Here is a 19,121-nt window from a genome sequence, read left to right as displayed (position 1 = left end):
AATCACATAATCAAAATGAATATCATAAAAATTTCTTTTTATTTAATTTTTTTATGTTTTATCTTATACGCCTGCAATACCCAAGAAGGTTCAAAAGATAGACGCAAATTTTTTCGCTACAACCAACAAGAAGGCATCACCTCCCTCGACCCCGCTTTTGCCAAGAACTTAGCCAATATATGGGCGGTCAATCAACTCTACAATGGATTGGTACAAATTGACGATGGCCTAAATGTGCAGCCTGCAGTCGCCAAAAGTTGGGAAATCAGCGAAGATGGTTTGACCTATACCTTTCACCTCCGCAACGACGTACATTTCCATCAGCATGAACTATTTGGAGAAACTAAAAGTCCGATTGTCACTGCCTACGATGTTGAATACAGCCTTAACCGCATCATAGATACAGAAGTAGCTTCAACGGGTGCATGGTTGTTCAACAATCGAGTGGCAACGACCGAACCCTTCAAGGCCTTAAACGACACCACTTTCCAAATGACCTTATTGCAGCCCTTCCGCCCGATGTTGGGCATTTTGAGTATGCAATATTGTTCCATCGTGCCGAAAGTAATTGTAGAACATTTCGGCAAGGAGTTTCGCAAAAATCCAATTGGCACAGGGGCCTTCAAATTGAAGTCTTGGAGAGAAGGTGATGTCTTGGTGATGGAGAAAAACGAGGCGTATTTTGAAAAAGACAAAAATGGCACGCAACTCCCTTATATTGATGGGATTCGAGTCACCTTTATGGACAATTTACGGACGGCATTTTTGAAGTTCAAAGAAGGAGAATTGGATTTGTTGTCGGGCATTGATGCGACTTACAAAGACGATTTGCTGAGTAAGGAAGGGGAATTGCTGCCCGAATGGAAAGACAAAATCAACTTATTGCGTTCTCCTTACCTCAACACCGAATACTTGGGGATTTTGATGAAAACCGATAAGCAGAACAAAGCATTGAATGACAAACGAGTGCGACAGGCTATCAACTATGGTTTTGACCGAGAAAAAATGATCAAATTCTTGCGAAACAATGTGGGAGTTCCTGCTACTTCGGGCTTCGTTCCCAAGGGTTTGCCTTCCTTCAATGCGAATAAAGTCAAGGGCTACACCTACAATCCGCCCAAAGCACAGACTTTATTGAAGGAAGCGGGTTATGAGAACGGCAATGGCTTACCAACCATTAAATTAGAAACAACGAGTGCTTACAAAGACCTTTGCACTTTTATACAAAGTGAGTTGGCAGACATTGGCTTCAAAATCGAATTAGAGATACATCCTGGCTCTTTTTTGCGGGAGAAAATCACAAAAGGTGAGGCGCAATTTTTTAGGGCTTCGTGGATTGGCGACTATCCCGATGCCGAAACTTATTTGACAGTTTTGTACGGTGGAAACCCTGCTCCTCCAAACTATACGCAGTTCAACAATGCGGAATACAATGCGCTTTATGAGGCGGCTTTATTGGAAAATGATGATGCCAAACGCTACGAAATGTATCAGTCAATGGATAAAATTTTGATTGAAGAAGCTCCGATTGTGCCTTTGTATTACGATGAGGTGTTGCGGTTTACGCAGAAAAACATTGAAGGCATGGGCATCAATGCGTTTAATTGGTTGTATTTGAAGGAAGTTAGGATTGATTGAGGTTAGCGAAATAAAAGAAAAATACCAACTAAGTAGGAAGACAGATTAAAGAAGCGAGAAGTCAGACTTCAATACTTTGATTACAAAAGAGTTGAAAGTTCTTTTGTATAAAACTATTTTTGTCCCGCTACTTATAAAAAAAGCTCAATAAGGGCGGGTTTCGAAACCCGCCCTTATTGAGCTTTTTAATCTTACATCTAATTTCTTACTTCACCCATTTTGCAGCAAACCTATGGCTGTTACCAGAAGCATATCCTGTAATGAAATCCACTTTGTAGCCTTTACCCGACCATTCGTTGAATTCTTGCTGATAGCCTGAGTTTGACAAACCATGTTTTGCAGGGCCACCTTTTGCAGCTGATTGCCAAATGGCAGAAAAATAAGTCGTTCCAGAATGTTCGTAAGCACACAAGTAAGCCAGTTTTCGTCCTGCATTGCTGTTGGCAGTATATTCAGTTTGGTATTGAGCAGCAGTCAGTGAACTCTTTAGCATCCAGCTACCTACATTGTCTTTGGTATAAAAAGCGGTGTAGGATTTATTGCCGCCTATTGAAGCCACTGCCACATTGATTGGTTTGTAACCTTGTGCTTTGTAGTCGTCAAAACGCTGTTGGTGAGTAGCAGCCGATAAACCGTGATACGCTTTCCACGCAGCTCCACTTTCTTTGACCATAATGACAGCATATTTCAATTGGTTGCCACTTGTATATACTTCTACTTGATGCGGTCTGTAACCCATAGGCACATATTTGTCAAACACAGCTTGGTAGCCAGAAGAAGAAAGATTGTGACGTGCCAACCATGCACCAGATTTGGGTTTGAACAACACATTCACAAAAACATTTCCGTTCACTTCATAAAAGTCTGCCCAATCAATCATATAGCCCTGTCCTACGTGTTGGTCCACCAATGCTTGATAGCTGCTGATAGAAACCGCATGTTTGGCAATTTGACTGTACCCAGCGTTGGGTGTGCCATTGGAGTCGGTGTAGTAGAGTTTGTTGATGGCTGCAATGTCGCCTGCACTCAAACCTGTTCTTTGTCCGATGGTGACTCCCATTACTTTAGGTGTTATCGTAGCTTTGCCGTTTTTGCTGAAAGAGGTGCTGCCATAGTGCATAATGGAACCGTAGTCGTATTTGCCGACATCAAAACCGTCTTCAATGTGTTTGTCAAATGCAAATTTATAGTCGTCTTTGATGTTCTCCCAATTGACGGTGATATGGTTGTCACGGTCTTCTCTTGATTGTTCGTGAAATAAACCCAATGCGTGACCAATTTCGTGGATAATCGTTCCTTTGCCGCAGCCTCCAATTTCGAGCTTGATGGTTTGTCGTCCTCCTTGTCGTCCAATAGGCGACCAACAAGCCTCTCCGTCGTGTGTCGTGAACTCGATGTAATCGGCTTGATTGGTGCGTTTAACCATCTTTACATTGGTTTTTTCATTAACATGGGCAATGGCATCTTTTACGTTTTGTTCTTGGGTATCGCTCAAGTTGTTGTTGATGGTGTAAGGCACTACGCCATTTACCCATCGGCGAGCTTCATTGTCCACTACTACCGCCAAACTCAATCCTGTAAGGTCGGTCAGTTGATTTTCAGGGCCTAAATCAATATCGCCTTCCATCACTGCTGTTCCGTTGATGACTTCGTAGGTCACATCAATGGGTTGTTTGTGGAAAGGCAAAAGGAGTTTTTTGGTTTTGAATCTTGAAGAAGTTCTTTGCAGGTTTAGGTTTGCAGTTTGTGAAGTGGGCGTTTTTTGAACTGTTCTTCCAATTCTTGTATTCGTCCTTTGTGCTTGTATGTCATTGCTAAAGAAGAAAATAAACAAAAGCGTCAATAAAGACCATGTTGGGTTTTTGAATGTTAAGCGTTTCATAAGATTAAACTTTTGAGGTTAAAAAATTTACTTTTTGTGTTCGCTCAACATAGACGAAAGGGAAAGAGAATTTAGGACAAAAGGAAGAAGATTTTGTTGAAGAAACTTTATTTTTTGCGGAATTTCTTCAATGAAGGGTGGAGAGAATTGAAATTTTTCTTTTGAGAGAAAACGGAACGGGTGGTGGTAGGGAATTAGTTTATATTTTGTTATATTAGCAGAAGAAATTCATTTCATACCTCAAATTTTCTTAAAAATATGCATCCAAAACTACTCTTTACTACCTACTTTGTATCTATTCTATTTTTATTGTTTTTTTCTTCTATACTATATGCTCAAAAATATCAGCCGATGGCAATAGAGGGGGCGCATTGGATTATACAGCATGATCATGATAATACACTTTGGAGTCCTGATCAAACATTTAGTTTTACAATAAGAGGGGATAGTATATGGCAAGGAAAAACTTATAAAAAAGTCTTTGTTGAGTACTTTCGCAAAGAAGAAATGGCACATTTTCCTCGACCTTACGAAGTTACTAGTTCTTTATTATATGCTCTTATTAGAGATGAACCAATTGAACGCAAGGTGTATGTTATACATGAATACTCTGAATTTACCAACTGTACGCCTCATACTGAGGTAGTTTTATATGATTTTTCTTTAACCAAAGGAGAAGAGTTTACTGGATGTTCTGCCCAGCAATTTATATACCCTTTTGACCCCAAACCTATAATAATAGATTCAGTATCTGTAATTAATTATTTTGATGCTGAAAGAAGGGTGTTATTTTCAGAAGGAGCCTTGCCCATAGATGAACTCGCTATATTTTTGCCTCTTAATCTTGTAGAAGGAATAGGAATACAAGACTGGGGAATCTTTTTTCTTCCATTTTCTAGTGGCTTTGGTATTAGTGGACTTATAGATTATTGTATAGGTAGCGATGCAGATTGTGGTATTATTACAGCGATTGAAGACATGAACCATCAAAATCAAGTGACGATTTATCCGAATTTGATTGTGGATTCCTCTTTTTGGGTAGAAAACAAGTTGAACGATACGTCTTTGCGAATATACGATACATCAGGGCGAATAGTTGCTACTCACTACAATTTGTCAATAGGGAAGCAATTGATTGGTGTGGAGGCACATTGGGGAAAGGGAGTGTATTTTGTGCAGCTTTCTAACAAAGGTAGGGTGGTGAAAACGGAACGGGTGGTGGTGCATTGAAGGGATTAAATAATGATTTGTTATAAATGGATTTAACTTTCCAAAAAATTTGTTGCTTGGCTTGAAGGAATCTCAATACTGGGTTTATCTTCAAAAACTCCTGTTTTAATAATCGCCTTACAAAGCATGTCAATAATAGGAACAGACACACTGTTTCCAATTGCATTTTTTATCTTAAATATAATTCTAAGTCATGTTCTATGTTACAGGGTCTGTCTGCAAATTTGTATTTAAAAATCGGATGTTCTTCGTATTCAAAACGTTGGCTTTTAATCTTTTTCTTTTTCCTCATTCTGGAAGTTTCAGTACCTGTATGAAATAACAAACAACGGTATTCTACATTTTCGAAATGCTTTTTGAGATAACCTTTCAATATTCCTACCAAATATTCTGCAATAGCCAAACCTGCTTTTACCTGTCTGTGCCAATCGTCATTGTTATCCGACTTCAATTCTACTGCAATGACGTAAATCTTATCATCAATAGTGCGATTCTCACAGAAAATCAAGTAATCAGGGCATTTCTTCAATTTGGCGACTCCACTTTTAAGCATTGGATGAATTTCAAAACTGGGCAAATCTAATTCCAAAGTCAGTGTTTTTGTATTCCCTTTTTTGATGACAAAAGGTTTACATTTTGACTCATTTGTCTCTTGAAGGGTAATGTAAGTTCCCTTGTCATCTTCGCTGATATGCCTCTCATCAATGACATCTCTTAGTTTATCTATCAATGAAATCATATTATCCTACTTTCTCAAATAGCTGAAAATAAATGTCTTCTGTCGAAATGTTCATCTGTTCGATTACCTCATCTATCGTTTTTACCGTCAGTCCTGATTCATCTACTTCAATTTTGGTAGGTTTTCGGCTGTCTTTCGTAAACAAAAGAGCTTCAACTTGTTCAGGCTTCACCAATTGATTTTTTTGGTAGCCATATTTCTCCAACAACGCATCTCGGTTTTCATGTTCTTGACTCAACATAATCATATTGTTCAACTCTCGAACAATGTAATCACTGTGCGTACTCACAATCACCTTAAAACCTTCATTGACCAATCTCCCCAAAAATCGAGCAATGAGTCGCTGATTATCTGGATGTAAATTCAATTCAGGTTCGTCAATGATTATGGTGTCATAAGGCTGTGCCAAATGCCGAAGGTAAAAAACAATATTCGCCAAAGACTTCACAATAGAACCTGTTAAATGCAATTCCAAATGCAAAAATTCTTCATTATCGGGCAAATATTCTGCTTGTCCATGTTCTGAAATCACAATTTTTCCCTTCAATAAATCTCGTTCTAATTCTTCGGCGAGGTAAGCGAATTGACTTTTTTGTTTACTCAAATTCGCTAAATCTTCTGCAATTTCGAGATTGTCACGGATGGGTTTGGGGTAGCGGTTGACCCTACTTTTCAATAAATCCAACATTTCATTGCTGTTCCCATTTGCTTTCAAAACAGCATTCAAAGAGCGAGTTTTAACAAGAGAAAGTTCTTTACTAAAAATATTGATTGCAGAACGTTCTGCGGGGGCAATATAAGTAGGGAAGAAAATAAACCCATTAAAACTTATCCATAAAAAATTACTTATGAGTTCATTAATAGATTTTTCATCTATAACTACATTAGAAAAATCAACATAAAAATGTTCTCCTTGTGTTTTAAATCGAAAATCATACTCTACAGAATTAAGACTATAACCAGAACCCGTATCAGATTTGAATCTTTGTTTATAGGTTTTATTATAACTTACACTTACATCAAAAATAACCTTATTTAAAATATTATCTTTTGACGCAAAAATATCAGAAATATTCGATTTAACTTTATGTGAAAGATGAGACTCGATAGATTCTTTGTATATAGTTAATAGTTCTTCAAAATGAAAATCTAAAATCTTATTAGTATCTTTTATCTTATTGATAATACCTTTTTTTATTTCATCATCAATAGTTCGTGGTAAAACTACGTATAATCTATGCGTGTAATTTTTCAAAGAAAGGTAAAAGTCTTATATTAAATGATTACCAAACATAAAAAAAAGACTTTTACCTATGAGCTTCGAGAAACTCATCGATACAACATTAGAGCAAATGCCTGATTTAAACAAGTGGAAACGAGATTTTTTAGCCATAATTTCAAGCTACAGTGTCAGCTTCGAGGTCGTCATAATTTTCTAAATATGGCACGTTATGGCGGAAAAAATGAAAGCACTTATAGAAATAACTATTCTTATGATTTTGATTTTAGTTCGTTTAATACAGCATTGATAAAAGAGTATTTTTCAGAGGATTGTGCAGTTGCTTTTGACCCAAGTTACATTCGTAAATCGGGTAAACATACTCCTGGTGGAGGCTATTTTTGGTCAGGTTGTGCGAACCGTGCTATTTGGGGCTTAGAAATAGGAGGCTTTGCAGGTATAGATATAGACCAAAACACCGCTTTGCATTATCGGGCAGACCAAACTTTTTTTGATAAAGAACAGTATGGAAGCTTATTAGGATATTATGCGTATTTGGTTGTGAGTCACATATCAGAGATTTTGCAGATTTCCAAGTATTTAGTGGTGGATGCCTTTTTTTCACGAGAACCTTTTGTAAGTACAGTATATGATGCTGGTTTAGAGATAATTAGTCGTTTAAGGGATGATGCAGATTTGATATACCCTTATGTGAGACCACACCCTAAGAGACGAGGTCCGAAAACGAAGTGGGCAGGTAAATTTGACCCAAAAAATCTAAATGAGGCTTATTTTACTCGGTGTTTGGCACAACAAGACAAAGACAAGCAAGAAAACTATGAACTCTATGAAGGAGTCGTGTACTCTAAAGCACTTAAACGTTTCATAAAGGTAGTGGTACAGTATAAATTAGATGACCAAGGAGAAATGAAATCTTATAAACTTTTCTGTTCCACAGATTTGCAGTTATCAGGTGTAACGATTTTCCTTCTATACAAAATGAGATTTCAAATTGAGTTGCTTTATAGAGATGCCAAGCAGTTTACAGGATTGGAGCATTGTCAAAGCAGAGATGAAGATAAACTTGACTTTCATTTCAATACTTCTTTGACTACTGTTTCCTTAGCCAAAGCAGCCTTTCATCTCAACAAGCCCATTGAACAAAGAAAACCTTTCTCAATGAGGGATATTAAAACCCAGATGTTCAATGATTTGATGATGGATATAATAATTAAGGAGTGTGGGATTGCCCCGAACAGCCCAATAATTCAAAAGGCTCGTAAGAAGGTTAGAAATTTGGGCAAAATTTACCCCATGGTCGCATAACTTTGACCATTTTAGGGAAAATTCCCGAAGTTTAGAACTCTAATTAATCAAATAATTACTCGATTTTTCAAAAAATGATAATCGAAAGATAATTTTTATACATAAAATTATCACGAACTATTGTCATCATAACATTGTAATCCATTCAAGTTTGCCGCACCTAGCGAAGTAAATAGTCCATAAATAGCATAAGCCAAATAAGTTTTCCCTGTATTATTATGCCCTGTCAGCAGAATCAAATCCTTACCCAAATCCACTTCGGCTTCTTCAATAATGCCTAAATTTTTGACCTTGAAAATCATAGCAACTCCTTTTCGTTTTCTACAAATTTAAACAATTCCGCACAAACACCTCAAATTAAAAATGCGCTACCCCAAAGATAGCGCATTCCAAAGCACATACATTAACACTCTAAGACATTAACACACCAACAAAAAACTCTCACCAAGTAAACAATGGAAATTCCCCCATCATTTCATTCACTTCTCCCTTCACACGGGTATGAACAGCCGTATCATCAGGATTGCAAATCACTTGATCAATCCAATCCACCACCTGCAAACAATCAGCTTCCTTCAATCCACGAGTCGTAATCGCAGGCGTACCGAGGCGAATACCAGAAGTAATAAACGGTGAACGGGTGTCAAACGGAACGAGATTTTTATTGACCGTAATATCCGCTTCACCCAAAATGCGGTCAGCTTTTTTGCCCGAAATATTTTTGTTGCGGAGGTCAATCAACATCAAGTGATTGTCCGTTCCTTGCGAAATGATGTCGTAACCACGTTCCACCAGAGCATTGGCCATTGCCTGAGCGTTTTTGATGATTTGTTCGCAGTACGCTCCAAATTCATTGGTCAAAGCCTCACCATACGCAATTGCCTTTGCGCCAATGATGTGTTCCATAGGGCCGCCCTGCATGCCAGGAAAAACACCACTGTCCAAAATGCTGCTCAATTTGCGGACGATACCTTTGTTGGTTGTGATGCCCCAAGGATTGTCAATGTCTTCTCCAATCATAATCATTCCTCCACGAGGGCCACGAAGCGTTTTGTGCGTTGTAGTCGTCACGATGTGGCAATGAGGAAAAGGATGGTTCAACAAACCTTTGACAATCAAACCAGCAGGATGCGCCACATCTGCCATCAACAAAGCACCTACCTTATCTGCAATCGCTCTAAAACGGGCGTAATCCCAATCTCTTGCATACGCCGAAGCACCACAAACAATCAATTTGGGTTTGTTTTCGAGCGCAATCGCCTCCACTTTGTCCATGTCAATTCTACCTGTTTCTTGCTCTACGCCATAGAAAACAGGCTTGTACACCTTACCCGAATAATTGACGGGTGAACCATGCGATAGATGCCCGCCATGTGCCAAATTGAAGCCCATAAAAGTATCTCCAGGCTGCAATACTGCCAAAAATACAGCAGCATTCGCTTGTGCGCCTGAGTGCGGTTGCACATTTGCCCAAGCAGCGCCAAACAATGCTTTGGCTCGGTCAATGGCGATTTGCTCTACTTGGTCAATCACCTCACATCCACCATAATAGCGATTACCAGGCAAGCCTTCCGCATACTTGTGTGTGAGAGTACTGCTCATCGCCTTGCGGGTTTGTGGACTGATAAAATTCTCCGAAGCAATGAGTTCTACGCCTCTGATTTGGCGAGCTTCTTCTGCTTGAAATAGGTCAAAAAGCTGTACATCGTGTTCGATGATATGGTCTAAAGCAATCATATTGTTGGATTATTTGAAAGTTTTATTTGTTTTTTGGCTAAAGGGCAAAGATAGGTCAAGTATAGGAAGTTTGGAAACTTGTGCTAAATGAATATATAAAAAGCCCGACTGAAGTAACTTCAATCAGGCTTTTTGGAACTTGAATTTGTAATTTGAGTTTTACGTTTTAAAATTTACTGCACCACAATTTTCTTCATCATCACCTTCTCGCCTTGCTCAACTTGAAGGAAATAGACACCTTTAGGATTGGCAGAAATATCAATTTGTTTTTCGTAAGAGCCAGAGAAATCACCCAATTGGTCTTGGAAGACTACTTTGCCAGCCATGTCGACAACTTTCACCGCAGTTTTACCCTTTTCGGCAAGGTTAAAACTCAAGTCGAAACGACCGTCACTTGGATTGGGGTAAAATTGAAGGGCTTCAACGGTTAGTGAATTTTCAGCCGCTGCTTTTTTCAAAGAAGCGTTTTCGATTTTTTCAACGTCTGCTGTTTCCATATCTTTGATCCACACATTGAAGTGAATTTCTTTTTTGGTCACATTTCCATTTTCATCTTTGAAAACCCTCATTTTGTGTACGCCTTTTTCTTCACTCATGTCGTATTCCTCTACTTCAACTTCTTCTCCATTGATTTTTTTCTCAATGATGATTGTATGGTGGTCATCCGTTGTCCATCGAGGCATATTTGCTTTTAAGGTTGCCTCTGTTGAAGCTCTTTGACCATTGCGCTCATAACCAATCGTCACCTTATCGCCTGCTTCAAATTGACCAAGCTCACCTATGAGTTCTTGTGTATCAGCTAATTCTTTTTCATTTACAGATTTGAGAACATCCCCCACCTGCAATCCTGCCGCTTCTGCTGCACTCTCTTTTACCACTTCTTTCACCACAATGCCGCTATTGGTTTCCACGCCATTTTCATTTTTCACCTCTTGACTCAAAATCACACCCAAAGAAGCCTTGTTGCTGTTGTGGTGCATTTTTTCCATTCTTTGGGCATGGCAAGAAGCTCCACTTTTTCCTTTACACGATTCATCCATACTCTTGAAATTCATTGCTCCCGTGTTCGCATTTTCTTTCAAGGTTACATTCGCTGAAGCCTTTTTTCCATTGCGTTCATAGCCAATTTTCACTTTGTCTCCTGCTTCAAAAGAACTAAGTGCATCTATCAATTCTTGTGTTTCACCTACCTGTTTTCCGTCAATAGATTGAATCACATCCCCTACCTGCAATCCTGCTGCTTCTGCTGCGCTTTCCTTCATCACCTCTTTCACCACAATACCGCTGTTTGTTTCTACGCCATTTTCATTTTTCACCTCTTGACTCAACATCACGCCCAGAGAAGCCTTGTTACCATTGTATGTGGTCTTCTCCATTTTTTTATTGCAGCAACTATCATCACTTTTAAACATCATCACATTGCCTTCTTTACCATCTATTTTCACCTCATTGTCCAAGATTTCAATAACTTTCTCCTCGCCCCCTTTCTCTTTGATAATGATGATGTGTTTGCCATCTTTTTCGATAACCTCCACATTCTTGTCATCATCCGTATTGAAGTTGAGGTGTGTACCTTCCTCCAATTTCATGTTTTGGGTTTCACCATCCTCTCCAATGAAAATCATTTTTTTCATTTTTCGAGCCTCTGTACCATTGTCATTCATTTCGATATCAACATCTATGTCTATATCTTTTCCCTCTACATGGATACCTTCTATCTCTTTGTCCAGTCCTGTACGTTGAAGTGCATCTTCAAGGCTCTCACCCTTTTGCAGTTCAATCATGCGGTCAATCGTTGTTGTTTTACCATCTACCTCTTTCACAATTTTGATGGTCGCTTTGCGGTTTTCATCTGCCTGTTCTTGAGCCGAAGTAGCAAAAGTCACTCCTAACATCAGGGTACAGACGGCTAATAATTGAAAAGTTTGAAACATTCTCATATTAAAAATAAATTTGAAAAGTGAAGAAAAAATATAAAATCGCTTGCAGGTACAAATATATAAACCAATTGGCTTCTACAACGTTAAGAGGCAGTTAATCAAAGTTAAATACTGTTAAAAGTGAACTATAATCGGCCACGCAATGTAGTTTTGTAAACAATCGGGTCGAGTTTTGCGATTAAAATTAACAGTTTCTATCCGATTTAAAAAGCGACTAAAATAACAGAATGAAAAACTCCCACATACGCTTAATCATTGGATTGATGGCTTTTTCGATGTTGGGCTTGAGTTTTCTGCAATATCAGTGGATTCAAGAAACAAAAGCCACCAAACAAGCGCAGTTTGACCTCACTATCAACGATGTGATGGACAAGGTGGCTCAAAAGATTGAAAAATTGGAGGCAGCTTCAATGATTACCAAAAACTTTCCCAAACCCAAACGGGAATATATTGAAGCATTGGTACAACATCCAGAAGATGAAAAAAATAATCCACAACACTCAGCCACTTCAACACATAACAGCAACACTTCTACGGTCAAAAATAGGCTTGAAATCAACACAAAAATAGTTCGCCAATTTGACGATCCCACTCATTACACGCCTGAACAAAAAGTCTATCACGCCATCATTGGTTTGGAATTGAGCCTCGACAAAGCTCAAAAATCGGAGTATGGAACGGGCTTGTATGTCGAAAAAGTGGAAACAAATGGCATTGCAGCAACCGCAGGCATTGAAGAAGGAGATATTTTATTGGGGATCAATGGAACACCATTGTCAAATCACCTCGATTTGAAGCGACGTGTGAATCAATTGAGTGAAAAAGATGATGTATTTTTTACCTTTGCTCGAAATGGAATGGTCAAAACAACCCCTTCTGTCTTAGAAAGCGATAAGATAAAAGACCCAAATCACAACAGCAACCGCTTATTTCTGGGTGTTTACTGCAAAGATGCCAAAACGGACGAAAGTGATGTTTCTCAAAAAGGGGTGCTGGTAACAGACGTTATCAGCAACACTACTGCGGATGATGCGGGATTGCAGAAAGAGGACATATTGGTAGGCATTGGAAAAGAAAGCATCTATAGAGTCAAAGACATCAAAGAAGCTCTTAGCCATCACAATGAAGGCGATAAGGTTGCGATTACTTTTTGGCGATCAGGCAAAGAATACGTCAATTATGCCCAATTGAAGGCGACAGAGGAAGAAGATGCCAATGTGAATTGGAAGGTTTCGAGTGCGGCAGTGCGGATTCAGACTTACATTCAGGAGTTGAATAAACTGGATAAAAGCCTATCTGAGTTGGACGAAATGTATAAAGATGGCGGCAAAAACAAGGTCATTTTAGGTGTCCATTTGTCGGAGTTTGACAACCTTGAAGGAGGAGTGATGATCAATGATATCACGGAAGATGGCCCTGCTGACAAAGCGGGTTTGCTCAAAAACGATATTCTCACCTCGGTCAATAGTCAGCCCATACGCAATATTGCTGACCTACGAGAAGCATTGAAGGACTATGTTCCAGGGGATGAAATCAGTATTGGTTTTAAACGTAGAAAAGAAGAACAAAGCCACACGGAAAGTATTATCACCAGTGATTACCAAAAAATCATCATCGCAGGGAGCATAAAAACAGAAGTTGCCTCTGAAGCCAATGAGGTGGAAACCCTCGCCAAATTGATGAACAGAGAGGATATGTTGTGGGCGCACATCGAAAAACAACTCAACGATGTGTATAGCCTCATCATAGAAAAATGGATGGTGGACATTCCATTGCAGGAACGTGTCCGCCCTGAATTATTGGAAAACACGCTGGCTGCTTTTCTAGAAGATGCAGGAATTGACATTCCTTACGAATACTGTTTGGCCAGCAATGGTGAAGTAATCTATTCCAAAAGTGCAGATCAATTTGGCTGCACGCAACAACCTGATATTTACCGTAAAAAACTTTTTACCGATGCAGTTTACTCACAACCAGGTGAACTGCTGCTACATTTCCCAGAACAAGACAAATACATTCTGCGTTCTTCTGCTATGATGTTGGGTTCATCAATACTCTTCAATCTCATCATCATTTTCACTTTTGCCTATACAATCCACACAATTTTGAGGCAAAAGAAACTTTCTGAAATGAAGACGGACTTTATAAACAATATGACGCACGAACTCAAAACACCGATTTCTACCATCAAACTCGTGACGGAAATGCTGACAGACAAAACTTTGCCTAAAACCTCTAACAGCATTGACCGATATGCCAATATGATAAATGAAGAAAACGACCGATTGGAATCACATGTAGAGAAGGTACTCCAATATGCTCGTATCGAAAAAGATACAGTCAAACTTAACTTTGTAGCTGTCGAGATGCACGAAATCATCTTGGAAGCAATCCAAAAAATAGGCTTACAAGTCAGTAAAAAAGGGGGTACAATCAACTGCTCACTCGATGCACTTCAATCCGTTGTTCAAGGCGACCAGTTACACCTCACCAATGTGGTTTACAATCTATTGGACAACGCCAATAAATACTCAGAAGGTGCGCCCGACATTCATGTTTACACCCACACGACTTCAGAAGGGTTGGCAGTAGCAGTGACAGACAAAGGAATTGGGATGACCAAAGAAACCCTCAAGCGTATTTTTGATAAGTTCTACCGAGTACCTACGGGCAATATCCACAATGTGAAAGGTTTTGGCCTTGGACTCAGTTATGTCAAAAGTATGGTCGAAGCACACGGCGGGACAGTGACTGCAAGAAGTAAAATCAACAAAGGCAGCACTATTGAATTCACATTGCCGATTAAGGACTAATCCTAAATATAATCCATAAACAAATAAACGTTAAAGACAATGGCAGCACAAAATGCTAAAGCAACCAGATTATTACTCGTAGAAGACGACCCAAATTTAGGTGATATTTTACAAGAATATTTGACCTTAAAAGGCTTCAAAACTACCCTGTGTCACAATGGCTTGGAAGGTTATGAAGCATTCAAAAAGTCAGACAAAGATTTTGACATGGCCATATTGGATGTGATGATGCCTGTAATGGACGGCTTTACACTCGCAAAAAAAATACGTACTACTGATACCGATATTCCCATCATTTTCCTGACCGCCAAATCCATGAAAGAAGACAAAGTGGAAGGCTTCAAATTGGGCGGTGACGACTACATGACCAAACCTTTCAGTATGGAAGAATTGCAGTTGAGAATCAATGCTGTACTGCGAAGATCTCAACACAAAGAACCTGAGACTTTGAACATGGAAGAATTTGAAATTGGGGAATACTCCTTCAATCATGTGCAGCAATTGTTGTCCTTCAAAGGTGATTCTCAAAAACTAACCACCAAAGAAAGTGCGCTATTGAAGATGTTGGCAGAAACCAAAAATGATGTTTTATCCCGCAGCGAAGCCCTCGAAAAGATTTGGGGTGATGACAACTATTTCACCGCTCGCAGCATGGATGTGTTCATCACCAAACTCCGCAAATACCTCAAGGAAGACTCCAATGTTGAAATCATCAATGTGCATGGAAAAGGCTATAAGTTGGTGGATATGCCGAGGTAAAAAGAGCAATTAATTAAAATCACAAAGTATTTTTCTTATTTTGAGTACGCAAATACACAAACACCTAAAAACTCAACTACCATAGAAAATCATGCAGAAAAAGTTCATTCCCCAACTGTTTTTTCTATTGCTCTTATTGGGTGTAACCTTGCTGTTTTTCGGCTTGATACAGACCTTTTTATTAACCACATTTTGGGCAATTATTTTAGCACTTACTTTCCAAAAACCTTATGAGAAGATTAGAGCAAAACTGAATGGAAAAGACAATTTGGCAACTGTACTGATGTTGTTGATTATTTTATTGGTGGTTGTATTGCCATTGTTTTTTATTGGAGTCGCACTGGTCAATGAAAGTGTGCATTTTTATGAGCAACTGCAGTCAGGAGAATTACAGGTGGACACCATCATCAATTGGGTAAAAGAACGTATTCCAATGGCGCAAGACCTTTTGCAGCAAGTAGGTATGAGTTTTGAGCAGATACAAGAGTCCGTCAAAACGGCTGCTATTACTGCAACGAAAACACTGGCAAATAGCGCATTGGGGATTACTCAGAATATATTGACGATGGTGGTCAATTTCTTCTTGATGCTCTACCTTTTGTTTTTCTTTCTGAAAGATGGAAAAGAAATCATACGTCGGATTGTGGAGACACTTCCGATGGGTGATGAACGAGAGTATCAACTACTGCACCGTTTTGCGAATGTGGCACGTGCGACTTTGAAAGGCAGTTTAATTGTAGCTCTTGTTCAAGGTACGATTGGAGGCGTTTTGTTCTGGGCAGTGGGCATTGAAGGGTCGGTTTTCTGGGGTACGATAATGACTGTTCTCTCCCTTTTGCCCGCAGTTGGCAGTGCTTTAGTTTGGGGACCTGCCGCTATTGTTTTCTTCATCAATGGCAGCATTCTAAAAGGGGTAATTGTAGTCCTTGTGGGAGTGTTGGTGATTGGTTTGGTGGACAATATTTTGCGTCCGATTTTGGTGGGGCGTGACACCAAACTGCCTGATTATCTGATTTTAGTTTCTACTTTGGGAGGTATCACTTGGCTCGGACTTTCGGGTTTTGTGATTGGACCTTGCATTGCCGCTTTGTTCATTACCTGCTGGGATATTTTTGGGAAAGAACAACGAGAAGTGGCGGCTTTGGAACAAGAACCGCTAAATGAAGAGGAACACTCGGAGGAAAGTTAAAAAAAGAAATCCTTTAAAACCTTCCTCTCCTCTCCCTTCAATAGGTGAATCTTCACAAATCCTTTCAAAAAACCATATCCATACCCCAATAACTGAATGAAACTGGCAGGAACGGCCAAAACTGCAATGATTGGATTTTTGGTTTTGAGCAATGCCTCTGAAAATAAGAGCAAACTCAAAAACAATAAAGGAAGCAAGAATAACTTGCTAATAATCACCGATAATGCAATCAAGCCAATCGTTCCGATTAAAAACAGTGTGGGAAAAAGGTAAACGATTTTGAATTTATCAGGATGCCATTTCATGAGGATGGTTCTCACGACTCCAAATTTATAGACTTGCTTCAAAAACTTACCAAAATCTATACGCCTTTTGTGAAAAACCGATGCTGTTGGTACAAATCCAACTTTGAAGCCTGCGTCCATGATTCGATAACTCAAATCGGGGTCTTCGCCAGGGTGAATGTCTGAAAAGCCGCCTACTTTTTCATAGACTTTTCGCTTGATTCCCATGTTGAAGCTGCGGGGCTGAAAGCGGTCTAAATTGTTCTTTTTGCCTCTAATACCGCCTGTTGTGAGGAAAGAGGTCATCGAATAATTGATGGCTTTTTGGGTAATGCTGAATGAAGGATGTGAATCGTCTGCACCTCCATAAGCATCTAGGTTATGAACGGTCAAATGGGATTCTAAGGCTTCAAAATAATCGGGAGGAATCAAACAATCCGAATCAAAAAATAGCAACCATTCACCTTTTGCCCTCGCCATTCCGAAATTGCGGCTATCGCCTGGGCCTGTATTTTCCTTGTAGAAATACTGAATTTGAAGCTCATTTTTATATCGTTTCAATACCTCTTTGCAGTCCTGATGTGATCCATCTTCTACTATCAACACTTCAAAGTCTTTGCAGCTTTGCAGCACAAGGCTTTGAAGCAACTCTTCCACTTCTTGCGGACGGTTGAAAACAGGAACAATGACCGAATATTTTTTCATGAATTGGATTTATAGCTTCATCAAACAAACCCAAAAGTAAGGCATTTCGATTGAAGTTTATAAAAAACGAGAATACACTGAGGACAATACAATCGGTTTGATTTTTGCTGCAAAAAAGGAGTAATTCTTTACTTATTTTTCTTACTCCTCAAATTTTCTTCTTATCGGCAGACTATACTTTTAAAGCATTGTTAAGCAGTTTTTTACTGTCCAATAGCATTTTTTATTTTTCTTCAAAATCATCGAGTTTCTGCAAACACATCTACTAAAAAAATAATTAGAACGAATCTTATTTGTCATATTCTCGTAAAAAAATACAACAAATCACTATTCGTCTATCTCTCAAATCAACGACAAAAGTTAACACAATGACTAAGTCCACCCTTATTCTGTTATTGGCTTTTGTAAGTAGCACTGTGTTTGCCCAATACAAAGCCAACGATTTACATGTTGTTTCGCAAGATATAGGCAAGCCCTTTACTTACAAACACCTACAACTGTTTCCTATCTATGCGAATAATTCCTTTCAGGAAGCCAACCAGCATTTAGGAACGTATGTTAGCTTGCAAAAAGCCATCGAAAACAAGCAAGTGAGTATTAGTGAAATTGAAGTTTCTAGCACAGAGCAGGTTTACGATCTTTTTTCCAATTCTATGATTGTATCCCAAGAACTCACTTCGTATGAAGAAAATTTGAGTGCCATCAATCCTGAAAAATCTCATCGGGTCGAAAGCGAGGAAGAAGGTGCGGATGATGTATTTAGTATCTTTGATGACCGTCTGCTGCACCCCGATGCCCGTATGAATGTCAATGCTGTGGCTACCAAGTTATTTATTACCAATCATTCACAAGATACTATATTCCTAATGGCAGGTGAGGTATTGAAGGGAGGCAGGCAAGATAGGGTCATTGCTCAAGATATGATTGTACCTCCAAATAGCGACAAAGTACATTTGCCTGTTTTTTGTGCCGAAAAAGATAGGTGGTATTACCGCAGCAAAAGCAGCAAAGATTTTGATCAGTATTTTGCAGTGAGCAGTTTGAGGGTTCGCAAAGCAGTTTCTGAGCAAAATGATCAATTGGCAGTTTGGAATGCTATTGAAGACCTACAAGTGACCAACAATATTGACAGTAAAACAAAGGCTTACACCGACTTAAAGGCTTCTATGAACTTCAATACCGAATTGGAGGATTATGTGGCTTATTTCACCGAAAGTTTTGAGGGCAAAATGAGTGCTACCAAAGGTCAAAACAATCAAAATGAAAAAATGGTGGGTGTTATCGTTGCCACAGGCGGCAATATTGTGGGCTGTGATATTTTTGCAACACATGATTTGTTTGTCCAACAATACGAAGGTTTGATTCATTCTTATGCTACGGATGCAATTACTTATGGTCAGAAAATGGAAAACAATGCTATGTCTTTTGTGGTGGATATGGATGAAATAAAATTGAATCAATATTTGGAGGAAACACTGAAATTATCGGAAATATCGGATGATTGTGAGGCGAAAGAAGATATACTCAACACTTCAAACCCAATTAATCAAGAGGTAATGGCAGAAACTCTAGATGATAAAAAAGTTGCGGCAGATCTATTGAATTCTCGACAAAAAGTTCATTTTTCGAGCTTTGAATAAATATTTTTGGGGCCTATAAA

The 19,121-nt window shown here is 39.0% G+C and carries 14 protein-coding genes; 7 read left to right on the top strand and 7 right to left on the bottom strand.

The features are described 5' to 3' along the window. Window positions 1-15 precede the first annotated feature (15 nt). On the top strand, window positions 16-1,638 hold the full coding sequence (locus R3E32_25825) for an ABC transporter substrate-binding protein (GenBank protein MEZ4888174.1): 1,623 nt from the start codon (window positions 16-18) through the stop codon (window positions 1,636-1,638). Window positions 1,639-1,843: 205 nt separating this feature from the next. Here R3E32_25825 and R3E32_25820 read toward each other — a convergent pair whose 3' ends face one another. Next, complete coding sequence (locus tag R3E32_25820) at window positions 1,844-3,520, bottom strand: M12 family metallopeptidase (GenBank protein MEZ4888173.1); 1,677 nt, start codon at window positions 3,518-3,520, stop codon at window positions 1,844-1,846. Between the two features lie 258 nt (window positions 3,521-3,778). Here R3E32_25820 and R3E32_25815 point away from each other — a divergent pair, with 258 nt between their 5' ends. Next, window positions 3,779-4,750, top strand: a complete 972-nt coding sequence (locus R3E32_25815) for a T9SS type A sorting domain-containing protein (protein MEZ4888172.1) — start codon at window positions 3,779-3,781, stop codon at window positions 4,748-4,750. 169 nt (window positions 4,751-4,919) lie between these two features. Here the strand turns inward: R3E32_25815 and R3E32_25810 are convergent, their stop codons facing one another. After that, window positions 4,920-5,489, bottom strand: a complete 570-nt coding sequence (locus R3E32_25810) for a hypothetical protein (GenBank protein MEZ4888171.1) — start codon at window positions 5,487-5,489, stop codon at window positions 4,920-4,922. A gap of 1 nt (window position 5,490) precedes the next feature. Then, entirely contained in the window at window positions 5,491-6,744 is a 1,254-nt protein-coding gene (locus R3E32_25805) for an AAA family ATPase (protein MEZ4888170.1), read from the bottom strand. 186 nt (window positions 6,745-6,930) lie between these two features. On the opposite strand from R3E32_25805, the gene R3E32_25800 reads away from it, so the two are divergent. Continuing rightward, entirely contained in the window at window positions 6,931-8,034 is a 1,104-nt protein-coding gene (locus tag R3E32_25800; GenBank protein ID MEZ4888169.1) for a transposase, read from the top strand. A 110-nt stretch (window positions 8,035-8,144) separates the two neighbouring features. On the opposite strand, the gene R3E32_25795 is transcribed toward R3E32_25800, so the two are convergent. The 3 genes from R3E32_25795 to R3E32_25785 form a co-directional block, all read right to left on the bottom strand. Then, complete coding sequence (locus R3E32_25795; protein ID MEZ4888168.1) at window positions 8,145-8,336, bottom strand: AAA family ATPase; 192 nt, start codon at window positions 8,334-8,336, stop codon at window positions 8,145-8,147. 139 nt (window positions 8,337-8,475) lie between these two features. Continuing rightward, window positions 8,476-9,771: a serine hydroxymethyltransferase gene (gene glyA / locus R3E32_25790; protein MEZ4888167.1), complete on the bottom strand. Its 1,296-nt coding sequence runs from the start codon at window positions 9,769-9,771 to the stop codon at window positions 8,476-8,478. 173 nt (window positions 9,772-9,944) lie between these two features. Beyond that, window positions 9,945-11,711, bottom strand: coding sequence for a PDZ domain-containing protein (locus tag R3E32_25785; protein MEZ4888166.1), 1,767 nt, complete (start codon window positions 11,709-11,711; stop codon window positions 9,945-9,947). A gap of 227 nt (window positions 11,712-11,938) precedes the next feature. Here R3E32_25785 and R3E32_25780 point away from each other — a divergent pair, with 227 nt between their 5' ends. The 3 genes from R3E32_25780 to R3E32_25770 all read left to right on the top strand — a co-directional run bounded on the left by R3E32_25780 (window position 11,939) and on the right by R3E32_25770 (window position 16,472). Beyond that, a complete protein-coding gene (locus tag R3E32_25780) occupies window positions 11,939-14,524 on the top strand; it encodes a PDZ domain-containing protein (protein ID MEZ4888165.1) in 2,586 nt (861 codons plus the stop codon). A gap of 39 nt (window positions 14,525-14,563) precedes the next feature. Next, on the top strand, window positions 14,564-15,283 hold the full coding sequence (locus R3E32_25775) for a response regulator transcription factor (GenBank protein MEZ4888164.1): 720 nt from the start codon (window positions 14,564-14,566) through the stop codon (window positions 15,281-15,283). A 91-nt stretch (window positions 15,284-15,374) separates the two neighbouring features. Then, window positions 15,375-16,472, top strand: coding sequence for an AI-2E family transporter (locus tag R3E32_25770; GenBank protein ID MEZ4888163.1), 1,098 nt, complete (start codon window positions 15,375-15,377; stop codon window positions 16,470-16,472). Here the strand turns inward: R3E32_25770 and R3E32_25765 are convergent. Then, window positions 16,469-17,461, bottom strand: a complete 993-nt coding sequence (locus tag R3E32_25765; GenBank protein ID MEZ4888162.1) for a glycosyltransferase — start codon at window positions 17,459-17,461, stop codon at window positions 16,469-16,471. The genes R3E32_25770 and R3E32_25765 overlap by 4 nt on opposite strands. A 368-nt stretch (window positions 17,462-17,829) precedes the next feature. Between R3E32_25765 and R3E32_25760 the strand changes: the two genes are divergently transcribed. After that, window positions 17,830-19,101, top strand: a complete 1,272-nt coding sequence (locus R3E32_25760; GenBank protein MEZ4888161.1) for a DUF6569 family protein — start codon at window positions 17,830-17,832, stop codon at window positions 19,099-19,101. Window positions 19,102-19,121: the final 20 nt, after the last annotated feature.

The sequence above is a fragment of the Chitinophagales bacterium genome (genome assembly GCA_041392475.1).
GTDB lineage: Bacteria > Bacteroidota > Bacteroidia > Chitinophagales > UBA2359 > JAUHXA01.
Note: the sequence above shows the minus strand (reverse complement) of the source record. Positions and strands in the feature narration are given on the sequence as shown.

Bases quoted from the DNA above. Each gene is read 5' to 3' on its own strand.
- R3E32_25780 (MEZ4888165.1), top strand. From the start codon at position 11,939: ATGAAAAACTCCCACATACGCTTAATCATTGGATTGATGGCTTTTTCG.
- R3E32_25795 (MEZ4888168.1), bottom strand. From the start codon at position 8,336: ATGATTTTCAAGGTCAAAAATTTAGGCATTATTGAAGAAGCCGAAGTG.
- R3E32_25815 (MEZ4888172.1), top strand. From the start codon at position 3,779: ATGCATCCAAAACTACTCTTTACTACCTACTTTGTATCTATTCTATTT.
- R3E32_25765 (MEZ4888162.1), bottom strand. From the start codon at position 17,461: ATGAAAAAATATTCGGTCATTGTTCCTGTTTTCAACCGTCCGCAAGAA.
- R3E32_25820 (MEZ4888173.1), bottom strand. From the start codon at position 3,520: ATGAAACGCTTAACATTCAAAAACCCAACATGGTCTTTATTGACGCTT.
- R3E32_25825 (MEZ4888174.1), top strand. From the start codon at position 16: ATGAATATCATAAAAATTTCTTTTTATTTAATTTTTTTATGTTTTATC.
- R3E32_25785 (MEZ4888166.1), bottom strand. From the start codon at position 11,711: ATGAGAATGTTTCAAACTTTTCAATTATTAGCCGTCTGTACCCTGATG.
- R3E32_25770 (MEZ4888163.1), top strand. From the start codon at position 15,375: ATGCAGAAAAAGTTCATTCCCCAACTGTTTTTTCTATTGCTCTTATTG.
- R3E32_25760 (MEZ4888161.1), top strand. From the start codon at position 17,830: ATGACTAAGTCCACCCTTATTCTGTTATTGGCTTTTGTAAGTAGCACT.
- R3E32_25800 (MEZ4888169.1), top strand. From the start codon at position 6,931: ATGGCACGTTATGGCGGAAAAAATGAAAGCACTTATAGAAATAACTAT.
- R3E32_25810 (MEZ4888171.1), bottom strand. From the start codon at position 5,489: ATGATTTCATTGATAGATAAACTAAGAGATGTCATTGATGAGAGGCAT.
- R3E32_25775 (MEZ4888164.1), top strand. From the start codon at position 14,564: ATGGCAGCACAAAATGCTAAAGCAACCAGATTATTACTCGTAGAAGAC.
- glyA (MEZ4888167.1), bottom strand. From the start codon at position 9,771: ATGATTGCTTTAGACCATATCATCGAACACGATGTACAGCTTTTTGAC.